Origin of the sequence: Streptomyces goshikiensis (assembly GCF_014650555.1) — a bacterium.
In the GTDB taxonomy this organism is placed as follows: Bacteria; Actinomycetota; Actinomycetes; order Streptomycetales; family Streptomycetaceae; genus Streptomyces; species Streptomyces goshikiensis.
The window spans coordinates 527,247-546,501 of the sequence record NZ_BMVE01000003.1; the positions used below are offsets into that span (position 1 = coordinate 527,247).

The 19,255-nt window shown below is 72.7% G+C and carries 19 protein-coding genes; 9 read left to right on the forward strand and 10 right to left on the reverse strand.

The genetic code is table 11. The features are described from left to right. Positions 1-38: 38 nt before the first annotated feature. From IE248_RS12495 to IE248_RS12510, 4 genes are read right to left on the reverse strand one after another with little or no spacing between them, the layout of a single operon-like run. A complete protein-coding gene (locus IE248_RS12495) occupies positions 39-446 on the reverse strand; it encodes a hypothetical protein (RefSeq protein ID WP_190030747.1) in 408 nt (135 codons plus the stop codon). Next, entirely contained in the window at positions 443-2,566 is a 2,124-nt protein-coding gene (locus IE248_RS12500) for a site-specific integrase (RefSeq protein ID WP_073798750.1), read from the reverse strand. Before IE248_RS12500 ends, IE248_RS12495 begins: the two co-directional genes overlap by 4 nt. Continuing rightward, positions 2,563-4,296, reverse strand: a complete 1,734-nt coding sequence (locus IE248_RS12505; RefSeq protein ID WP_190030748.1) for a hypothetical protein — start codon at positions 4,294-4,296, stop codon at positions 2,563-2,565. Before IE248_RS12505 ends, IE248_RS12500 begins: the two co-directional genes overlap by 4 nt. Further along, positions 4,293-5,834 carry a site-specific integrase gene (locus IE248_RS12510; RefSeq protein WP_073798752.1) on the reverse strand — a complete coding sequence of 514 codons (1,542 nt, stop codon included), beginning with the start codon at positions 5,832-5,834 and terminating at the stop codon, positions 4,293-4,295. The genes IE248_RS12505 and IE248_RS12510 overlap by 4 nt, the downstream gene beginning before the upstream one ends. Before the next feature lie 16 nt (positions 5,835-5,850). Here IE248_RS12510 and IE248_RS12515 point away from each other — a divergent pair, with 16 nt between their 5' ends. Next, the gene (locus IE248_RS12515; RefSeq protein ID WP_190030848.1) at positions 5,851-5,997 is read left to right on the forward strand and encodes a hypothetical protein; all 147 of its coding nucleotides are present in this window, start codon (positions 5,851-5,853) and stop codon (positions 5,995-5,997) included. Positions 5,998-6,087: 90 nt separating this feature from the next. Here the strand turns inward: IE248_RS12515 and IE248_RS12520 are convergent, their stop codons facing one another. Next, positions 6,088-6,786 (reverse strand): L,D-transpeptidase family protein, encoded by a 699-nt coding sequence (locus IE248_RS12520; RefSeq protein ID WP_190030749.1) that lies wholly within the window; start codon positions 6,784-6,786, stop codon positions 6,088-6,090. Between the two features lie 253 nt (positions 6,787-7,039). Between IE248_RS12520 and IE248_RS12525 the strand changes: the two genes are divergently transcribed. Together IE248_RS12525 and IE248_RS12530 are read left to right on the forward strand one after the other, a co-directional pair. Then, positions 7,040-7,549, forward strand: a complete 510-nt coding sequence (locus tag IE248_RS12525) for an NfeD C-terminal domain-containing protein (RefSeq protein WP_190030750.1) — start codon at positions 7,040-7,042, stop codon at positions 7,547-7,549. Between the two features lie 102 nt (positions 7,550-7,651). Beyond that, positions 7,652-9,175 carry a flotillin family protein gene (locus IE248_RS12530; RefSeq protein ID WP_073798755.1) on the forward strand — a complete coding sequence of 508 codons (1,524 nt, stop codon included), beginning with the start codon at positions 7,652-7,654 and terminating at the stop codon, positions 9,173-9,175. A 66-nt stretch (positions 9,176-9,241) separates the two neighbouring features. On the opposite strand, the gene IE248_RS12535 is transcribed toward IE248_RS12530, so the two are convergent. Further along, the gene (locus IE248_RS12535) at positions 9,242-10,684 is read right to left on the reverse strand and encodes a glycosyltransferase 87 family protein (protein WP_241848096.1); all 1,443 of its coding nucleotides are present in this window, start codon (positions 10,682-10,684) and stop codon (positions 9,242-9,244) included. Positions 10,685-10,796: 112 nt separating this feature from the next. Between IE248_RS12535 and IE248_RS12540 the strand changes: the two genes are divergently transcribed. Together IE248_RS12540 and IE248_RS12545 are read left to right on the forward strand one after the other, a co-directional pair. Continuing rightward, positions 10,797-11,945 carry a molybdopterin-dependent oxidoreductase gene (locus IE248_RS12540; RefSeq protein WP_190030752.1) on the forward strand — a complete coding sequence of 383 codons (1,149 nt, stop codon included), beginning with the start codon at positions 10,797-10,799 and terminating at the stop codon, positions 11,943-11,945. Continuing rightward, a complete protein-coding gene (locus IE248_RS12545) occupies positions 11,945-12,340 on the forward strand; it encodes a hypothetical protein (protein WP_100580798.1) in 396 nt (131 codons plus the stop codon). Before IE248_RS12540 ends, IE248_RS12545 begins: the two co-directional genes overlap by 1 nt. 61 nt (positions 12,341-12,401) lie before the next feature. Here the strand turns inward: IE248_RS12545 and IE248_RS12550 are convergent, their stop codons facing one another. The 3 genes from IE248_RS12550 to IE248_RS12560 are packed head-to-tail and all read right to left on the reverse strand — an operon-like array spanning position 12,402 to position 14,388. Beyond that, positions 12,402-13,058, reverse strand: coding sequence for a class I SAM-dependent methyltransferase (locus tag IE248_RS12550; RefSeq protein WP_037800283.1), 657 nt, complete (start codon positions 13,056-13,058; stop codon positions 12,402-12,404). Next, complete coding sequence (locus IE248_RS12555) at positions 13,055-13,675, reverse strand: TIGR04282 family arsenosugar biosynthesis glycosyltransferase (protein WP_100580797.1); 621 nt, start codon at positions 13,673-13,675, stop codon at positions 13,055-13,057. The genes IE248_RS12550 and IE248_RS12555 overlap by 4 nt, the downstream gene beginning before the upstream one ends. Further along, on the reverse strand, positions 13,672-14,388 hold the full coding sequence (locus IE248_RS12560) for a glycosyltransferase family 2 protein (protein ID WP_100581057.1): 717 nt from the start codon (positions 14,386-14,388) through the stop codon (positions 13,672-13,674). Before IE248_RS12560 ends, IE248_RS12555 begins: the two co-directional genes overlap by 4 nt. A gap of 123 nt (positions 14,389-14,511) precedes the next feature. Here IE248_RS12560 and IE248_RS12565 point away from each other — a divergent pair, with 123 nt between their 5' ends. Beyond that, on the forward strand, positions 14,512-15,282 hold the full coding sequence (locus IE248_RS12565) for a response regulator transcription factor (RefSeq protein WP_190030753.1): 771 nt from the start codon (positions 14,512-14,514) through the stop codon (positions 15,280-15,282). Next, positions 15,275-16,414 carry a sensor histidine kinase gene (locus tag IE248_RS12570; RefSeq protein WP_073798761.1) on the forward strand — a complete coding sequence of 380 codons (1,140 nt, stop codon included), beginning with the start codon at positions 15,275-15,277 and terminating at the stop codon, positions 16,412-16,414. Before IE248_RS12565 ends, IE248_RS12570 begins: the two co-directional genes overlap by 8 nt. Here the strand turns inward: IE248_RS12570 and IE248_RS12575 are convergent. Next, on the reverse strand, positions 16,329-17,444 hold the full coding sequence (locus IE248_RS12575; RefSeq protein ID WP_190030754.1) for an NAD-dependent epimerase/dehydratase family protein: 1,116 nt from the start codon (positions 17,442-17,444) through the stop codon (positions 16,329-16,331). The genes IE248_RS12570 and IE248_RS12575 overlap by 86 nt on opposite strands. A gap of 188 nt (positions 17,445-17,632) precedes the next feature. On the opposite strand from IE248_RS12575, the gene IE248_RS12580 reads away from it, so the two are divergent. Continuing rightward, entirely contained in the window at positions 17,633-17,923 is a 291-nt protein-coding gene (locus IE248_RS12580) for a hypothetical protein (RefSeq protein ID WP_037799002.1), read from the forward strand. A 139-nt stretch (positions 17,924-18,062) separates the two neighbouring features. Then, a complete protein-coding gene (locus IE248_RS12585) occupies positions 18,063-19,151 on the forward strand; it encodes a cation diffusion facilitator family transporter (RefSeq protein WP_190030755.1) in 1,089 nt (362 codons plus the stop codon). The last annotated feature ends 104 nt before the right edge of the window (positions 19,152-19,255 follow it).

Consider the following 19,255-nt stretch of genomic DNA (forward strand, 5'->3'; position numbering starts at 1 on the left):
CGCTGTCGGCCTACATCGTCGGGGGCGAGGTCCGGGAGTCACCCTTCCCTCGGGTGGAGGGGGACCACATTGTCCGCAGTCTTCTCCGTGTGCCTCTCCTTGCCCTGAAGGGTGAGGACGGCGTTGGCGAGCGCGAGTTGCGTGACTTGGTGTCGGAGCGCCGTGATCTCGGCCTTCTGCACGGTAACGGTTTCCTTCAAGTCGGACACGGTCCTGCGGAGCCGCTTTTCCGATTCGGGGAGTTGCTTCGTCTCGGCGCGGACGCGCTCGTAGAACTCGTGCTTCAGGTCGGCATGGCGTTTCTGGAGGGCCATGCGGTGAACACCGGCCTCGGCCGCGAGAGCGACGACGGTCAGCGCGCCGTTAGAGGCTGTCGGCTGGCCGGAGAGGAGTCGGTCGATGGCAGCGCGAATACGTGCGCGCTCGTCAGAGGATTGCTCGGTCATGTCAGAGCCTCGGCGGGTTGAGCAGTGGCGTGGTGAGTGTCGGCGGTAACGCGATGCTGTTCGGCGGCGGCGCGGAGTCGCCTTGCCAGCGGCTGAGGGGTGTGCGCCGCGAGTTGGTTGATGCGGTCGGCTTCTTCGAGTAGTTCGCTCGCGTGACTGTCGAGGCGGACGGCGTTGCCGCAGCCGGGGCGACAGTCGAACTGGTTCGGGGCGGTTGCGTCGGGGCCTGGTTCGCAGAGCGCGTTGTCGCGCTTGAAGACGCAGATCAGCGAGGCGTCCGGGTTGTCGTAGAGGACCAGGCCGTCGCGGGCCAGGTAGTCGGCGGCCTGCTTGGCGAATCTCTGGGTGACGGTGCGGCCCTCGAACCGTGGTGCCTGAACCGCGGCGGTGAGGGCTCGTCGGGCGGCGGGCCCGGAGATCTTCTCGCCGGCGGAGAGGCGTTCCCGCAGCCGTGCGGCGGTGTCGGCAGCGGCCAGGGCGGTTTCGACGTCGAGGACGCTGTGGATGCCGCGGCGGCTCCGGCTGCCGTAGCCGCTGGAGGTGCGGGCGTCGAGGACGGTGCGCATGTGGCCGTACTGGATCGCGAGCGCGACGAGCCCGCCAGGTCTGCGGGCAATGTGCCACGCCAGGGTCCGACGGAACCGTCCGAGCCCGATGGCGCCGTGAGGATCTTCGGGAACGCCCTGGTCCGACAGCCCCTGGGATTCTGCTTCCTGGTTGATCCACGCAACGAAGCTCTCGATCCGCTGGTTCATACCGGCGTTCTTCAAGGCACCACTGAACTGGCGGCCACGGACAAAGTCGTGATGGGCGGAACTGAAGAGCAGCTCGCCCTCGGGAACCATCCGTTCAAGGACTCGGATCGCACGGACGACCGGGGTGATGGCGACCCAGGGGACATCCCGTTCCTCACCGGCCGAGACGTGCGTGCCGTCGTCATCGGTGACGTTCTTGTAGTGGTGACTGCGGATGAGATGTCGACCTCCGCCCTCAGGTTCGGGGCAGCAGCCGGACCGCAGACCCTGTACTTCCTGTGGCCGCATACCGGTCAGGTAGAGACAGACGATCATCGCAGCGGTGGACAGATGCCGCATCAAGGTCGGGGCTTCGTTGAAGTCGAGGTGCTCGCGCCAGGGCCTGCCGTTGATCTGCCCTGTCATCGGAACCTGCAGTAGACATGGGCCGGGCTGCAGCGTGGTGAGGCGATGGCGTTGCCGAAAACCGTTGACCTGGTTGATGCTGCAGCCGACGGTCGCCGCGATGAAAGGGGCGTTGAGGACAGTCCTGCCTTGACGCCCGGTGGCCGGAACACCCTCGCCCGCTGCGAGTTGGGGCAGGAGGTAGGCGTCCAGCGCGGCCAGTCCTTCGGGCGTACTCGGGTTGGAGGCAGCCAACTGCTGCATGTGGAGCCGTTCTGTCCAGGCAGCCAGGACGTCGTCTCCGAAGTCGTCGACCATCCGGATGGCCCACATCAGGAGCGGCCCCAGGACCTTCGGGTCCAGCGGCTCGGTCGTGTTCTCACCGGCATCCTGCGACGCGGACGAGGGTAGATAGTCGTCGATGCCGTGTCGTTCCCAGGGCGGCTGAGTGACGCCGACGGGGCGAGTGCAGAGCTGGTCGAACGCCCACAGATCAGCCAACCGGCTCAGGGTCTCGCTGGCGTGGTGCCGCGAGATTCTGGCGCTGAAGCGGTCTGCGGCGTAGGCGGCCCAGTGATCGTCGGTGCAGGCCCGAAGGTTCGCGAGGCCTGCGGCGTGCAGCCAGCGGGCGAGCCTCATCCACTCGTAGCAGGTCTCGCGCATCTCGGTGGCGGAGCCTCTGGGCCGGGCGCGGATTCCACGAGTCTGGAGGTAGGTGGGCCGCAACTGGCCGTTCAGCAAGATCCAGGTCACCTGCCTGATCTGCCACTCCAGGTGATCCGGGCAATTCTTCCAGTGGATCTTGGCCAGGCTGGCGCCGGGCCTGTCGATGAGCGGGCCCAGCGGCCAGATCGACTCCTGGTAGCGACCGTTGGGGTTGGTGTTGCCGGCACTGATCCATTGAGGAAGGACGACGAGACTGTTCGAGGTCGGGACCGGCAGCAGATAGGGATCGTCACCGGAGGCAAGAGCAAGGGTCATGGAGCCAGCTGTCCTTTCAAGAGGAGGTCGACCAAGGCGCGGTCGGTGTTGCTGACCCTGCCCAAGGCGGCAGCCCAGGACGGGCGGCCGACTTTGTCCGCCAGGTCGTCGATCCGCTGCCAGTGCTCGTACCAGCGCTGGTGCCATCTGTGTTCAGGCATCGCCGACCGCAGGCTCTGGATCTGCTCGTGGAGGAGGGCGAGGCGGGGGTGGTGGCCTGGGTGGATGTGTGCGTTCGGGCAGGCGAGGCAGAGCAGGAAGTCGGCTCCGCAGCCACCGCCCGGGGCAGGCCACGGGGTGGTGTCCTCGTCCGCACAATCCGCGGCCGCCGTCTGCCCGTGGGCCGGGTCCGGCCCCGGAGCGAGGCGACCGCCGAAGAAGATCTTCTTTGCCTGGTCGAGAGCTTCGAGTGCGCCGTCCTCGAAGATCTGCTGCGAGTCTTGCCGGACTCTTTGGTCGGGGAGCACGTAGACGCTCTCGTGCGTCCCTTGCGAGTGCTGGAGAGGCTTGCCCTCCCGAGTCACCGTTGTGCGTCGGACCTGGCGGAAGGGCGAGCCGTTCAGCTTGTGTTCGCTCGCCCAGGACGCCCCCTCGACACCTGAGACTCCGAAAACGAGTGGGCCGACTACCGGAGGACGGTCCATGTCTCTGCGTCCGCCCTTCTGGCGAACCGCGCGGGCAGTCATCAACAGGTCAGTACCTGGAGACAGCTGTGCAGCCAGAAGTCGTCCATGGAGCGTGGCCTGCAGTGCCTGCGTGATCAAACGCCCTGGCGAGTCGGCCCCGGAGTCGGTGATGTTCTCCGTGGAGAACCAGCGGCCGTTCCCGGCCCGGCGTTTCTCGATCTGCACGTGGTAGGTCACGTTCGTGGACTCCGCGACCGACGGAGCCCTGGTCGGGGCCGACATACGGTCGTAGACGGAGAGGTTCCAACCGAAGCGGTCGGTCAGGAGCACGGCCAGGGCAGTCAGCTCCGACGGGGTGAGGAACAGCCGGCCCCACGTGTGCTTGCTGTCGCGACCGCCCAGCAATCCGCGGTTGGTGATGGCCTGTCGACCACTCGGCAGCGGCGTACGGGGCACGTCCCCGACACGAGCCACATGGTCCAGCGCTTCTCCGAGCCGCCAGTCACGGCTGCCCTCATCCAGGGCTCCCGCCCGCCACCTCTCCAGCAGTTCACTGTTCTCCCGGATCCTGAGCCAGGCGGCCCGGAACTGACGGCCTGCTGCCAGCAGCACGTGCTCGCGTTCCGCCTCGTCGTAGGACTTCCGGACGGGCTTCGGTGCGGGAACGCGACGGGCCAGCTCTTCTGCGACCGGCCCTTCGCTCAACCGGGGGTCGCTGCGGAGTAGCCGATGGACCGCCCGCAGCGTGGTGCGACCGGTGTTCGTGCTGATGATCTGCAGCCGCCAGCGCTTGAGCGTCGCCGCGTCCAGGCCGGTCAGATCCTCGGGAGGAGTGTCGAGACCGGAGATGAACTCGGCGAACACCTTCAGCCTGTTCCAGGCAGCTGTGGCGCTGTAGTGGCTGGTCCACTTCGTTCTCTGGGCAGCGAACACCGTTGCCAGAGAGCGCTGCATCGGCTCCGGGACGGACAGATCGGAGAAGACGAAGTCCTTCCCGTGGCCAGCCTTGTTGACGATGGTGACCACCAGTCCGCCTGCGGCGAGCGCTGGTTCAGTGGTGAAGTCGGTCGGCGGCAGGACCGCCCGACGCCCGCGGCGGCTCATCGGTCGGCCACCGGCAGCCGGTCGACGATGACGTCGATGTCCTGGATCCCGGCCGACTCCTTCGCGAGTCGCGCGAACACGCTGTCGATGTCCTCGACCTCGCGGTCGGGCCCGTTGGCCTCGGCTGTCGCCAGGATCGACTCCAGCTGCAGGTGCGCGACGGGAGCCAGGTAATGACGCTTGGTCGTCTCGACGTCCGCGTGCCCGAGGAGGGTCTTGACCAGCCACCAGGGATCACCGAACAGCATCGCGAAATCCCGTCGATCCGCTGCGGTCAATCCGAAGCGGGCCTCCATCAGCTGGTTCAGCACGATGAGCATGTACAGCGCGAAGGAGTGACGGGTGGAATGCGGGGTCGCGTACGGAGTCCGGCCCCGGACCTCTGCGGCTCGGAGGTTCCGGCCCACTTCCCGCTCGGCGGGGGTCAACAGAACCTCTTCACAGCGCAGATTCGCCGTGGTGAACACGGTGTTCCAACGGTCGGGAACCATCGGCAAGCCCTGCTCGGTCAGCCACAGCCATGCAGGTTCCGGCCCCTCCGGGCCTTCGATGAACAGCCACTGCCGTTCCCGCCAGCCCAGATGGGTCACATACTGATGGCCCTCGACGCCATCTCGGTCGACCCAGAAGACTCGCGGGGCCCGGCCGCGGGTCACCTTCGTGACCAAGCGCATCTGCTCGATCCGCTCATAACGGCCCATCTGCTGAGCTCGCTTCACCGCCCAAGCGCGCTCCGACTGTACGTAGGTCTCGACCTGTCCCAGGGCGTCCAGCGAGGTGTAGAAGGCGCGGCCGTTCTTCGACCTGGTCACCGCCCCGGCGAGCTGGCCGTGCTGGTAGCGCCCGTGCTGCAACCGCTGAGCGGGCAGCTCGAACGTCAGGAGGGAACCGCCTTCCTGTCGCCGAAGTCCCGAGCTCAAGATGAACTGCACAAACGAGGTGTTACGGGCCTCGGTCCGCGCATCCCACCCCCAAGTCGGCACCCCATCGCGACCATGACCGCGCAGCCCGACGTCCGACCACAAACTCCACGTACGCGGTGTCAGCCACGACACCCGGGCACTTACCGAGTCAGCTGCACGGTCCTCCCGCCGGGACGCGTCCACCGGCCGCGGGCTCACCCTCGCCCACTTGAACAAGCGGGTGAAGGCGGCGGCCTCGCGATTCCACTTCGACCCGCTGATCCGCTCGGGATTTTGCGGAGCATCGCAGCGCCAGGTCCTGTAGTTCAGCAGGTCCTGCTCGGAGGCCCGGCGCCAGTCGATCCCGCGCGACGACAGGAACGTCAGGAGGATCCGAATGTCCGTGGCGTAGTTCCGCTTCGTCTCCCGCGCAAGGAAGCGGAAGTGCTTCGAGAGAACGAACTCCAACAGGTCGGAGTCAATGGTGAAATCTGGAGCGATGAAGACAGGATCACCCGGCATCAAGCCGATCCGCTCGACCGCCCTCGGCAGGTCCTCGACCCCCAGTACTCCCGCTTCAGGAAGTGTCCCCCACCGGCCCGGGTCGGGCACCCACACCACATGCCACTCACTCACACTCGCCCCTTCCCTGATGCTTGAACACATCCAATCATCAGGGAAATGGTGGCACTGGTCCTTCGGCGACCGCTACTGGGCTCTGGTCACGGGGAAGTCCGTCGCTTGCTACGGCCCGAAGGAGATCACCCCGCTCGGACAAGGCCTGGCCGTGTCCGACTGACCGGTCACGCGGTGAGGCGGCGGCCAGGACGTCGGGTTGGTGGCCAGAGGCCCGTCACCACCAACCCGGTGATCGTTTCCGGTCAGGGCACTAGGTGCCCGGCTTGCGGCCGTAGACGAACACGTCGTCACCGTTCTTGAGCAGGTTCCAGTACGCCTTGGCGTCGGCGGACCGCATGTTGACGCAGCCTCCCGAACCGGGCGGGTTCCACATGCTCTTGTCCACGGAGTGGAAGGCGATGCCGCCGTCGAAGAACTGCGCGTACGGCATCGCGACGTCGTAGATCGTCGACCAGTGGTTGATGTTGCGGTAATAGATCTTCTTCAGGCCGGTCCGGGTCTCGGTGCCGTCCTTGCCGGTGCGCACCGGGACCGGGCCGTAGACGAGTTTCCCGCCGTCCTGGACCCAGCTGAGCTGGCGGGTCAGGTCGACACAGGCGATCCGGCCGAGATTGGTCGGGCATGTCCCCTGCCGGTTGGGGGTGTTGCCGGCCGCCCGCTGTTCGATCATCGTGTTCATCGTGCGCCAGGTGAGCGGGCCGGCGTATCCGGCCGTCGGGGTGATCCCGTGCGTCGCCTGGAACGCCTTTATGGCCTTGCAGTCGGCCGCCGACTGCCGGCCGTCGACCGGCCGCCCCAGGAACTGCTCGACCTGCCGCTGGTAGGGCCCCACGGTCATGTTGCAGGAGTCGGCGTGCGCCGTCCCGCCCCCGGCGACGACCAGGGGCGCCGCCAGCGCCACCGCCGCGCCGATCACTGCCGCTGCCCGTCGCCTCGTACGTATCCGCATCGAGTTCACATCCGCCTCCCCCTGGTTCCTTCCCTGCCAGGAGCCGGAACGTACCGAAGAGCGGACCGGGTTGGCGTTCGGGCTCCGTAAATCGCCTCGTACGAATGGCGTACGCGGCAGCGGTGGCCCGCAGCGCGGGCGGGTGCGTCAAAGAAGCGTAAAGACTGCCGGAACCAGGCAATGCGCGGCATGCGCACCCGTTGGCACGATGGCGTCGTACGGGGCGAACGCGGGTCGAGCGGGGGAGGTGCTCATGGGCTTGTTTCTCGGTCTCGGCATCGGGGGAACCGTCCTGCTGGCCTGCGCCCTCGTATCCGACGGGGTCCTGGAAGGCGTCTTCGGCGGAGCCTTGGGCGGACTGCTGGACGGCTGGCTGTCGCTTCCCGTGATCGCGGGCTTCGTCTCCATGCTCGGCTTCACGGGGGCGATCGTGCTCGGGAGCACCGGTCTCGGGCCGGGAGCGGCAGCCGCCGTCGGGACCCTGGCCGGGGTGGGGGCGGGCTGGTCGACGTACCGGCTGAGCCGGGCCCTGCTCCGGGACGACAGCGGGGCCGCGCCGAGCCACCGCGACCTCGTCGGCTCCGCGGGGACGGTGGTCACCGCCGTCCCGGCCGGCGGCTACGGCGAGGTCCTGCTGCGGCTCGGCGGCCAGCCGGTCAAATGCGCCGCGACCGCCGAAGGGCCGCTGGCCCGTGGCGTGGAGGTGTGGGTGACGGCGGCGCCGTCGTCCACCTCGGTCAGCGTGCGCGCCGTCGAGCGCTGACACGCTCTCCGCCCGGCTCCGCCCCGCTCCGCTGCGCCGCCTTCTCCGTCCACCCACACCACCGATCTGTTCCCTCCACCGGGGGAGGCAGGGGGAACCACCATGAGTCCAGTCGTCACCGCCGTCGTGGGAGTGGTCGTACTCCTCGTCCTGCTCGCCCTCGTCGTCGTCACCCGCTACAAGGTCGCCGGCCCCAGCGAGGCCTTCATCATCACGGGCCGGCGCGGCAAGAAGTCCACCGATCCGGCGACCGGGCAGGTCGTCACCGACAACAGCGGGCAGAAGGTCGTGGTCGGCGGGGGAGTGTTCGTCGTCCCCTTCGTCCAGCAGCGCTACACCCTCGACCTGTCGAGCCGTCACATCCCGATCGCCGTCCGGGGCGCGGTCACGCTGCGCGGCATCAAGGCCAATCTCGAAGGCGTCGCGATCGTCAAGGTCGGCGGCAACGAGGACGCCATCCGCGCCGCCGCGCAGCGGTTCCTGCAACAGCAGGACGGCATCGTCGGCTTCACCCAGGAAGTGCTGTCGGGCGCGCTGCGGGCCATCGTCGGCCGGATGTCGGTCGAGGACATCATCCGCGACCGGGCCGCGTTCGCCGGGCAGGTCGCGGAGGAGGCCGAGGCCAGCCTCTCCGGGCAGGGCCTGGTACTGGACGCCTTCCAGATCCAGGACATCACCACGGAAGGCTCCTACCTGGAGGACCTCGGCCGTCCCGAGGCCGCCCGCGCCAAGCAGGAGGCCGACATCGCCGAGGCCAACGCCCGCCAGGCCGCCGAACAGGCCCGGCTGAAGGCCGAGGAGGAGATCGCGGTTGCGCAGCGCACCCTGTACCTGCGCCAGGCCGAGATCAAGGCCGAGACCGACGCGGCCACCGCGCAGGCGAACGCCGCCGGGCCGCTGGCCGACGCCGACCGGCAGCAGCAGATCCTGGCCGAACAGGAGAAGGTCGCCGAGCGGCAGGCCGCGCTGACCGACCGCCAGCTCGACACCGAGGTCCGCAAGCCGGCCGACGCCCGCCGCTACCAGGCCGAACAGGAGGCCGAGGCCAAGCGCGTGGCCCGCGTCAAGCAGGCCGAGGCGGAGCGTCTGGCCGACATCGCCGCCGCCGAGGCGGAGGCCGCGCGGTCCCGGCTGACCGGTGAGGGCGAGAAGCAGCGCCGCTCCGCTCTCGCGGAGGCGGAGGCCGTCGAGGGCGCCAAGCGGGGCGAGGCCGAGCGGGCCCGCCGCGCGGCGATCGCGGAGGCGGTACGCCTGGAGGGTGACGCGGAGGCGGCCGCCATCGCGGCGAAGGGCGCGGCCGAGGCGGAGGCCATGCGCAAGAAGGCCGAGGCCTTCGCGGGCTACGGCGACGCGGCGATGATCCAGATGCTGGTGGAGGTGCTGCCGCAGGTGGTCGCCAAGGCGGCCGAGCCGCTGGCCGCGATCGACAAGATGACGGTGATCTCCACCGACGGCGCGAGCAAGCTGTCCCGCACCGTCGCCGACAACGTGGCCCAGGGCATGGAACTCCTCGGCTCCACCACCGGCATCGACCTGTCCCAGCTCCTCGGCGGCCGGGGCGCGGCCAGGCCGGAGGCGAACCGTGAGCCGGTGCCCGCCAACGGCAAGATCGCGATCGGCGACTGACGGCGGCCACGAGACCGGCCCGGGGCCCGCCACGGGGGGCGGACCCCGGGCCCTCCCCGTACGCCCCTACGCCGCCGGGGCGGGGGTGTGGCGGTGGCGGTGGCGGAGTGCCGTGACCGTGAGGACGAGGAGCGCCGCGAGGCCGTACGCCAGGGCGCCCGTGGTCTCGCGCGAGCCGAACACCTGCCCCGTGACGTACACCGCCGCCCCGGCGACCGCGACGCCCAGCCACTCCCAGCGCCCGTCCAGCGCCACCAGCGCGACGAGCAGCAGCGCGTACCACGAGTAGCCCGGCGTCAGCAGGACGAAGGCCCAGCCCGTCACCAGCAGCGCCCCGCTCCACGGGCGGCGCGGATCCCCGCGCCACAGCACGTACAGGCAGACCCCCGCCAGCACGGCGAGCAGCACCGGCAGCGCCCAGTCGTCCGGCAGCACCAGACGCAGCAGCACGTACCGGGAGCCCGAGGAGGGGTCCTCGTACCCCTCTTCCTCGACGTAGCCCCCGAGGTAGCCGAAGACGGAGCCGTGCGAGAGCAGTACGTACGGGACGTACGCGAGCACGGCGAAGGCGGCGGCGGGCAGCAGCACCACGGCCGCGTCCCGCACCCGGCGCACCCCCGACAGCGCGCCCGGCAGGGCGATCGCCGGCATCAGCTTGGTGGCGACGGCCGCGCCCAGCAGCAGCCCGCCCGCCGCCCGCGCTCCCGGCCCGCGCGCGGCCACGAGCCCGAGACCGGCCACCGCCAGGAGCACGCCCAGCACGTCGACGTGCGCGTTGTTCACCGCCTCGACGGGCACGGCCGGACACCACGCCCAGTACGCGGCCCACCGCGGGTCACCGCCCCGGCGGCGCAGGATCAGCAGCAGCGCGCCCGTCACGCCGAGCGACAGCAGCCCGGCGCCGATCTGGAGCGGCTTGTGCCGGGCGCCTTCGGGCGAGAGCAGGTCCACGACCAGGAAGTACGCCTCGGCGACGGGCGGGTAGATGGTGTGCACGGCGGGCCGGTTGATCCGCGTGCACCGCGGCGCCGGGGTGTCCGCCGGGTGCGGGATCGCGGCCCGGTCGGGACCGGCGCAGGCCGCGCCCGTGGGGAAGAGCCAGGGGTCGCGCAGCCGCGTCAGCCCGGCGTCCTGGGGCGCGTGGTCGTACGGGGAGATCCCGGCGGCCTGCACCCTGCCGTCCCAGGCATAGCGGTACGAGTCGGTACTGGTCCGGGGCGGCGCCACCAGCCCCGTCGCCGCCACCGCGAAGGCGCCCGCCAGCACCAGCGGTACGACCCGGCGGGCCGGGACACGGCGCAGCGCGAGCAGCGCGCCCGCGAACAGCACCCAGCAGCCCGCGTACCACCCGGACAGTGCGGCGGGACCGGTGAAGTAGCCGTCGTAGCGGATGGCGCACACGAGGGCAACGACCAAGGCGACCAAGGCGACCAGGGCGGTCAGGGTGACCGGGGCGGCGGGGGCGGCGGCGGTGCGGGACGGGACGGTGAGGGCGGTGCGTGGGTTCACGTCCGCAGCGTTCCAGGAGCCGGGCCCGGATCGGGGCCCGGCGCCCCGCACGTCCGTGTTTCGTAAGGTGTCCAGCCGCCCGATCCGGCCCCGGCACGGGTGTGATGGGCGCATGCCCTTCACCCTCCCGCCGCCCGGCCGGCCACCCGTCACCTTCAAGGGGCGGCTGCACGACGCCCGCACCGCGACCGCGATCGGCCGCTGGCTCGGGCTCGCCATCGTCGTCTGCTTCGCGACCGGTGTGCTCAGCCACTGCCTCCAGCACCCGCCGCACTGGCTCGCCGACCGGCTGCCGAGCCGCCCGTACTGGGGCTACCGGGTCACCCAGGGCCTGCACGTGGCCTCCGGTACCGCCGCGATCCCGCTGCTGCTGGCCAAGCTCTGGACGGTGTACCCGCGGCTCTTCGCCTGGCCGCCCGTCCGGTCGCCGCGGCACGCGCTGGAGCGGCTCTCGGTGGCGGTCCTGGTGGCGGCGGGCGTGTTCCAGCTGATCACCGGCTTCCTGAACACCTATCAGTGGTATCCGTGGCCGTTCTCCTTCGTCCCCGTGCACTACGCGGTGGCCTGGCTGCTGCTGGGCGCGCTGCTCCTGCACCTCGCGGTCCAGTGGCCGAGGATCCGCGCCCACTGGAGCCGGAGCTCCGAGGGCACCCTCGCCCTGCCCGCCGCCGACGGCCCGGACCGCAGGCAGTTGCTGACCGCCATCGCCGCCGGGGTGGGCGCCGTCACCCTGACGACCGTCGGACAGTCCGTCACCGCGCTCGCCCCCTTCGAGCTGTTCGCCCCGCGCAGCCCCGAACACGGCCTCCAGGGCCTGCCGGTGAACCGCACGGCCGCCGCCGCCCAGGTCACCGAGGCCTCGCTGACCGGCTGGCGGCTCACCGTCGACGGGCCGCGCCCGTACCTGCTCACGCTGGCCGAACTGAGCGCGATGGCGCAGTACGAGGTCACCCTGCCCATCGCCTGCGTCGAGGGCTGGAGCAAGTCCGCCCACTGGTCCGGCGTCCGGGTACGGGACCTGCTGGAGCGCGCCGGAGCCGGGCCCCGCGCCGGAGCCCGGGTCGTCTCGCTGGAGGCGGCCGGCGCCTACCGCGTCATGGAGATGGGCCGCGAGTACGCCCAGGACCCGCTCACCCTGCTCGCGCTGCGGCTGGGCGGCGAACCGCTCTCCCTGGACCACGGCTATCCGGCCCGGATCATCGCCCCGAACCGGCCCGGCGTGCTCCAGACCAAGTGGGTCGGCCGACTGGAGGTCGCGTGATGACGTACCGCCGCGCACTCGGAGGACTCGGGCTGGCCCTGATGGCGCTGGGCGGCGTCCTGCTGCTCGGGCAGCCCGAGCCCTGGCGGATCGCGCTGTGGCTCGCGGGCGCCGTCGTGCTCCACGACGGGCTGATCGCCCCGCTGGTCCTCGCCGTCGCCGCCCTCACCGCCGCGGCGGGACTGCGCCCGACCGGCGCGCCCCGGGCCGCCCTGATCGTCGCGGGCTCCCTCACCGCGATCGCGCTCCCGCCGCTCCTGCGCCCCGGAGCGCCGTCCAACCCGACGGTGCTGCCGCTGGACTACGCGCGCAACTGGCTGCTGGCGATGGCCGCGATCGCCCTCGTCACGGGCGCGTACCTGGGCATCCGCGCACTGCTGCGCCGCCGGGCCTGAAACCAGGCCCGGCGGCGCGGGAACAAGGCGCGGGAACAAGGGGCGGCGGGGCGCCGGGGGATCAGCGCGTCAGGCGTACGAAGCGCCGGTCCGCCGCCTCCCAGGCCACCGCCCGCGACCAGCCCGCCTCGGCGGCGTGGACCCCCAGGGCCCGGGCGCCCACCCGCGCCCACGGGAACGGCGCCCCCCAGGCACCGTCGCCGTCGTCGAGGTGGACCTCGACCCGCTCGTCCACGTCCGGAGCGGCCACCTCCACCAGCAGCGAGCCGCGCGGATCCGTCAGCCGGGCGGCGCGCCGCAGCAGCGCCACCGGGTCCCCGCCGATGCCGATGTTGCCGTCGATGAGCAGCACCGTGCCCCAGCGGCCCTCGCTGGGCAGCGGATCGAACACCGACCGGCACAGCGCGCTGCCGCCCGCCCGCACGGTACGTTCCACCGCCGCCGGCATCACGTCCACGCCCAGCGCCGGACGCCCCAGCCGGGCCAGCGCCGCGACCATCCGGCCCGGCCCGCAGCCGATGTCCAGGACCGGGCCCCGGCAGCGCGCGAGCACCGTCGCGTCGGCCTCGTCCGGTTCGGCGCACCAGCGCGCCACGTCCAGCGGCAGCAGCCAGCCGTCCGAGCGCCGCAGGTACAGGGGCCCGCGGCCGGCCCGCAGCGCGTCGGCGTACGGGTCGGCCCGCCAGGCGCGCACCGGCTCCGACAGCTGCGCCGTCATCGCGCGACCGCGCACAGCTCGCCGTGCAGCGCGGCGAACCGGGTACCGGGCGCGGCGGCCGCGACCCGCGCCGCATCCGCCGGGGTGTCCACGTCACACAGCGCGGGCAGGTCCCGTACCGCCCGGCCGGACGCGGTCAGCCGCAGCCGCTGCTCCCGCCCCGTGTGCGGGACGGACATCGGGACGCCGAGCAGCAGCGCCGGATCGGGCCGGGCCAGGCCCAGCGCCCAGAACCCGCCGTCGTCCGCGGGACCGAACCAGGCGCCGGTGCCGGTGAAGTCGAGCCCCTGGGCCAGCAGCTCCGGGGTGACCTGCGGGGTGTCCATGCCGATCAGCAGCGCGGGCCCGCCGGACAGGGAGAACGCCGCGGCCAGCCGGACGTCCAGCCCGCCCGCGCACTGCGGGACCACCTCGATGCCCTCCGGCAGCCACGGCCCCGGCCGCCCGTCGAGGACCAGGACCCGCCGCCGGGCATCGGTGGCGAGGACCGCCGCGAGGGTGTCCTGGAGCGCGGCCCGCGCCAGGCCGGCCGCCTCCTCCGGGGTGAAACGCGGCGTCAGCCGGGTCTTGACCCGCCCCGCGACCGGGGCCTTCGCGATGACGAGGAGGGTGCTCATGTACGTACTCCCGCGCTCGGGGCGGACCGCTTGAGCGGCGGCTCGGCCAGCACCCGGCGCATGTCCCGCACCGCGTGCCAGGTGCCCCGCCAGGTCCCGGTGACCTTCGACTTGCCCGAGCGCGGCAGGTACGGGACGTCCGTCTCGGCGACCCGCCAGCCCGCGTCGGCGGCCCGTACGACCATCTGGAGCGGGTAGCCGCTGCGCCGGTCGGTCAGCTCCAGGCCGACCAGTGCCTCACGGCGCGCGACCCGCATCGGCCCGAGGTCGTGCAGCCGCAGCCCGGTACGGCGCCGCAGCATCCGGGCCAGCGCCAGGTTCCCGGCGCGGGCGTGGGCCGGCCAGGCGCCGCGCCCCCGCGGACGGCGGCGGCCGAGCAGCAGGTCCGCCTCGCCCGCCGCGACCCGCGCCGCCATGGGGGCGAGCAGCCCGGGGTCGAGGGAGGCGTCGCAGTCGCAGAAGCAGACCAGGTCGGCGCGGGCCGCGAGCAGCCCGGCGTGGCAGGCGGCGCCGAAACCGCGGCGGCTCTCGTGCACGACCGTGGCACCGAGACCGCGGGCGATGTCCGCGGAGCCGTCGGTCGACCCGTTGTCGACGACGATGGCCCGCCAGCCGGCCGGCACCCGGGCCAGTACCCAGGGGAGCGCCTCCGCCTCGTCGAGGCACGGCAGTACGAGGTCCGCGCGGGGCGGCGCGCAAGCTGATTCAGTCACGAGCCACACCGTAGGAAGCGGCGGCGGACGAATGGGGCTTTGAGTCCTTACGAAACGCGGACGCCCTCCCGACGGGCGCCGCCCCGGCCACGACCCGGCCCGCGCGGATGTCAGTCTTGAGCCATGGCAGCAGCGAACAACGCGGAGAGTACGGACGAGGGCGTGCGCGGCGTCCTCGTCGTGGACGACGACCCCACCGTCTCGGAGGTCGTCGCCGGATACCTCGACCGCGCCGGGTTCGCGGTGCGGCTGGCCGGCGACGGACCGGCCGCACTGCGCGCCGCCGAGGAACACCGCCCGGACCTGGTGGTCCTCGACCTCATGCTGCCCGGCATGGACGGGCTGGAGGTCTGCCGCCGGCTGCGCGCCCGGGAGGCCGGGACCCCGCCCGTCCCCGTCATCATGCTCACCGCCCGCGGTGACGAGGACGACCGGATCCTCGGCCTGGAGGTCGGGGCGGACGACTACGTGACGAAGCCGTTCAGCCCGCGCGAGCTGGTCCTGCGCGTGCAGTCGGTGCTGCGCCGGGTCGCCGCCACCCCGGCCGCGGCCCCTGCCGCCGGCCCCCGGCTCGCCGCGGCGGGCCTGACCCTGGACCCGGCGGGCCGCCGGGCGGCCAAGGACGGTACGGAACTAGCCCTCACCCTGAGGGAGTTCGACCTCCTCGCCTACTTCCTGCGGCACCCGGGGGAGGTCTGCGACCGGGAGCGGCTGATGCGCGAGGTGTGGGGCTGGGACTTCGGGGACCTGTCCACCGTCACCGTCCACGTCCGCAGGCTCCGGGGAAAGATCGAGGACGATCCGGCGAGCCCCCGGCTGATCCAGACCGTCTGGGGCGCCGGATACCGCTTCGACGCCCAGCCCTCCCCGACGGCGGTGGCCGACCGTGCGTGACCTGCTGCTGATCGCCCTCTACGCCCTGCTCGGCGCGGGCGCCGCCGGACTCCTGGGAGCCGTGGCCCTGCGGATACTGCGCCGGCGCAGCGTCGCCGTCTCCCTCGCCGTCGTCGCGGCCGTCGCCGTGTCCGCGATGCTCGCCGGCACCCTCGCCGTGGCATGGGCGATGTTCCTGTCCTCCCACGACCTGGCCGTGGTCACGACGGTCGCCGCGGTGGCCGCCGCCGTCTCCCTGGCCACCGCGCTGCTCCTCGGGCGGCAGGTCGTGCTGCGCTGCCGGGAACTCGTCGGCGCAGCCCGCGTCTTCGGCGAGGACGGCACCTTCACGGCGCCCGCCGTCCCCGCCCCCGCCGAACTCGCCGCGCTCAGCCGCGAGCTGGCCCTCACCAGCGAGCGGCTGGCGGCCTCCCGCGAACGCGAGCGGGCCCTGGAGACCTCCCGGCGCGAGCTGGTCGCCTGGATCTCGCACGACCTGCGCACCCCGCTGGCCGGGCTGCGCGCGATGTCGGAGGCGCTGGAGGACGGCATGGCCGCCGACCCGGCCCGCTACCACCGCCAGATGCGCACCGAGGTCGACCGCCTCAACTCCATGGTCGGCGACCTCTTCGAGCTCTCCCGCATCCACGCGGGCGCGCTCAGCCTCAGCCGCACCCGGATGTCCCTCTACGACCTGGTGGGCGACGCCCTGACCGGCGTCGACGCGCTCGCCCGGGAGCACGGCGTCCGGCTGGTCGGCGAGGGTGTCGCGGCGCTCCCGGTGGAGGTGGACGGCAAGGAGATGTCCCGGGTGCTGTCCAACCTCCTCGTGAACGCGATCCGCCACACCCCGGCCGACGGCACGGTCGCGATCGCCGCCGAACGCCGCGCGGGGGCGGTGGTGGTGTCCGTCACCGACGCCTGCGGGGGCATCCCGGAGGAGGACCTCCCGCGCGTCTTCGACACCGGCTGGCGGGGCACCCCGGCGCGGACCCCTCCGGCGGGCGCGGGCCTCGGCCTCGCGATCGTCCGCGGCATCGTCGAGGCCCACGCCGGCCGCGCGGACGTCAGCAACGTCTCCGGTGGCTGCCGCTTCGAACTGACCCTCCCGGCCCCGGCGGCCGCTCCGGCTCCGGCCCCGGCTCCGGCGTAGGCCAGAGCGTCAGGCGCGCCCCTGACGCCGTCCCCGCCGCCGGGCCGGCCGCCAGTTCGGCCATCCCGGCGGCGAACGGCACCACCGGGCGCCAGTCCAGCTCCCGGCGCAGCCGCGCCGAGTCGGCGGTGATGTGCCGTACGTCGCCCAGCCGGTACTCGCCGGTGACGACCGGGTCGGGGCCCGCGTACGAGGCGGCCAGGGCCTTGGCCATGTCGCCGACCGTACGGGGATCACCGCTGCCCACGTTGTACGCCGCGAAGCCGCCCACGGGCCCCTCCGGCAGGGCCTCCAGCGCCGCCGCGTTGGCCGCCGCGACGTCCCGTACGTGGACGAAGTCCCGCCGCTGCCCGCCGTCCTCGAACACCCGCGGCGCCTCGCCCCGGGCCAGCGCGGAGCGGAACAGCGCGGCGACCCCGGCGTACGGCGTGTCGCGGGGCATCCCGGGCCCGTAGACGTTGTGGTAGCGCAGCGAGACCACGTGCCCGCCGGTGGCCCGCGCCCAGGCGGCGGAGAGGTGTTCCTGGGTCAGCTTCGTGGTGGCGTAGACGTTCCGCGGGTCCATCGGCGCGTCCTCGCCGACCAGCCCGGGCACCAGCTCGGCGCCGCAGCCGGGGCAGCGCGGCTCGAAGCGGCCCGCCCGCAGATCGGCCTCGGCGCGCGGCCCGGGCCGGACCACCCCGTGCGCGGGGCACTCGTACCGGCCCTCGCCGTAGACCACCATCGACCCCGCGAGCAGCAGCCGCCGTACGCCCGCCTCCGCCATCGCGGACAGCAGGACCGCCGTACCGAGGTCGTTCGCGCTGACGTACCCGGGGGCGTCCCCGAAGTCCTTGCCGAGACCGACCTTGGCCGCCTGGTGGCAGACGGCGTCGATCCCGGCCAGGGCCTGCCGCACCTGCCCGGCGTCCCGTACGTCCCGCCCGTCCGCCGCCAGGTCGAACACCACGGGCTCGTGCCCGCGTTCGGCCAGCTCGGCGACGATGTGCGAGCCGATGAAGCCCGCTCCTCCAGTCACAAGTACACGCATGCCCCGACGCTATGCCGCTCGCGCCGCGCCGAACCGGATGCGGGGCCGCCCGTCACGGATCCGTAAGAACCCCCGCCGCCGAACGGAGCCATCGGGCGCGGGCTCCTGTGTGTCGCGGGGCGGCGGGCGGCGGGCTGCCCCTACGTTCTGGGGGCGTGACCCCAGTCCTCCGTGTGAAAGGCGATGTCGTGAAGCGATCCGTCCGCAGCCGTGCCCTTGCCGCCCTGACCGTCCTGGCCGCCGCCGGCGCCCTCTCCGCCGTGGCGTCCCCGGCTCTGGCCGCGCCCGTCGACGGCGACTCCCACTACGTGTTCGTCCTGGGCAACAACAACCACGTCCAGGTCGCCGAGGACGACGTCTTCAACGCGGGCCGCGACAACACCGTCGGCTCCAACGACGGCACCGCCCCGCCGGCCGTCGCCACCGCCGCCGCCCGTACCTTCGGCATGCCGGCGACGGACTGGACCCGCATGTTCTAGTCCGCCGAGGGCCCCGCCCGCAGCGGCGGGGCCCGCGCGCCGCTCGTGCTCCCCGGGCGCAGATGCGAGGGCGTCGCACCTGGTCACAGGCCGTACGACGGCTGTAGCCGCAACGGATTCCCTGTGCCACCGTGTGGTCATGGAGGGGAAACGGCACTCACACGCCCACCACCACGGCCACGATGCCCACGGCCCCGGCGGAACCCGCCCGGCACGGCTGAGGCACCGGCTGGCCCACCGGCTGCGCCCGCACGGCCACGAGCCGGCCGACAAGGTCGACACCGCCATGGAGACCTCCCGCGAGGGCATGCGCACGCTGTGGCTCTCCCTGCTCGTCCTCGGGCTCACCACCGCCGTCCAGGCCGTCATCACCGCCCTGTCGGGGTCGGTGGCCCTGCTCGGCGACACGATCCACAACGCCACCGACGCCCTGACCGCCGTCCCGCTCGGCATCGCCTTCCTGCTCGGGCGCCGCGCGGCCGACCGCCGGTACACCTACGGCTACGGCCGTGCCGAGGACCTCGCCGGCATGCTGATCGTGGCGGCCATCGCCGCCTCCGCCGCCGTGACCGCCTGGACGGCCGTCGACCGGCTGCTGCACCCCCGCGACCTCACCCACCTGTGGGCCGTGGCCGGGGCGGCGCTGGCCGGGTTCGCCGGCAACGAGTGGGTGGCCCGCTACCGCATCCGTACCGGCCGCAGGATCGGCTCGGCCGCCCTGATCGCCGACGGGCTGCACGCCCGTACGGACGGCTTCGCCTCCCTCGCCGTCCTCCTCGGCGCGGGCGGCGCCGCGCTCGGCCTGCCGGCCGTGGACCCGGTCGTCGGGCTGCTCATCACTGCCGCGATCCTCCACGCCCTCGTCGGCGCCGCCCGCGCGGTCGGCCGGCGCCTGATGGACGGCGTCGACCCCGGCCTCGTCGAAACCGCACAGGAGGCGCTGCGCGGCGTGGCCGGGGTACGGGGCGCGGGGCCGGTCCGGATGCGCTGGATCGGCCACGCCCTGCGGGCGGAGGCCGACATCGTCGTCGACGCGCACCTGACCGTCATCCAGGCCCACGCCCTGGCGGTGGCGGCCGAGCACGCGCTCATCCACGCCGTCCCCCGGCTGACCGCCGCGACCGTCCACACCGACCACACCGATCACACGGGCCATACCCCCACGGGCGAGGACCCGCACGCCCCCCTCGCCCACCACACCGGCGGCCGCCCCTGGTCCGCGGCGTGATCTGAATGGAGCAGGCGCGCTGGCCCGCGCCACCGCGCGGGCCCAGGGTGGGGACGGGGCTCCACCGACACGGGTGCCGGCCCACGGCCCGCTGAGAGGCAGGA

Bases quoted from the DNA above. Each gene is read 5' to 3' on its own strand.
- IE248_RS12495 (WP_190030747.1), bottom strand. From the start codon at position 446: ATGACCGAGCAATCCTCTGACGAGCGCGCACGTATTCGCGCTGCCATC.
- IE248_RS12500 (WP_073798750.1), bottom strand. From the start codon at position 2,566: ATGACCCTTGCTCTTGCCTCCGGTGACGATCCCTATCTGCTGCCGGTC.
- IE248_RS12505 (WP_190030748.1), bottom strand. From the start codon at position 4,296: ATGAGCCGCCGCGGGCGTCGGGCGGTCCTGCCGCCGACCGACTTCACC.
- IE248_RS12515 (WP_190030848.1), top strand. From the start codon at position 5,851: ATGCTTGAACACATCCAATCATCAGGGAAATGGTGGCACTGGTCCTTC.
- IE248_RS12520 (WP_190030749.1), bottom strand. From the start codon at position 6,786: ATGCGGATACGTACGAGGCGACGGGCAGCGGCAGTGATCGGCGCGGCG.
- IE248_RS12525 (WP_190030750.1), top strand. From the start codon at position 7,040: ATGGGCTTGTTTCTCGGTCTCGGCATCGGGGGAACCGTCCTGCTGGCC.
- IE248_RS12530 (WP_073798755.1), top strand. From the start codon at position 7,652: ATGAGTCCAGTCGTCACCGCCGTCGTGGGAGTGGTCGTACTCCTCGTC.
- IE248_RS12540 (WP_190030752.1), top strand. From the start codon at position 10,797: ATGCCCTTCACCCTCCCGCCGCCCGGCCGGCCACCCGTCACCTTCAAG.
- IE248_RS12545 (WP_100580798.1), top strand. From the start codon at position 11,945: ATGACGTACCGCCGCGCACTCGGAGGACTCGGGCTGGCCCTGATGGCG.
- IE248_RS12550 (WP_037800283.1), bottom strand. From the start codon at position 13,058: ATGACGGCGCAGCTGTCGGAGCCGGTGCGCGCCTGGCGGGCCGACCCG.
- IE248_RS12555 (WP_100580797.1), bottom strand. From the start codon at position 13,675: ATGAGCACCCTCCTCGTCATCGCGAAGGCCCCGGTCGCGGGGCGGGTC.
- IE248_RS12565 (WP_190030753.1), top strand. From the start codon at position 14,512: ATGGCAGCAGCGAACAACGCGGAGAGTACGGACGAGGGCGTGCGCGGC.
- IE248_RS12575 (WP_190030754.1), bottom strand. From the start codon at position 17,444: ATGCGTGTACTTGTGACTGGAGGAGCGGGCTTCATCGGCTCGCACATC.
- IE248_RS12585 (WP_190030755.1), top strand. From the start codon at position 18,063: ATGGAGGGGAAACGGCACTCACACGCCCACCACCACGGCCACGATGCC.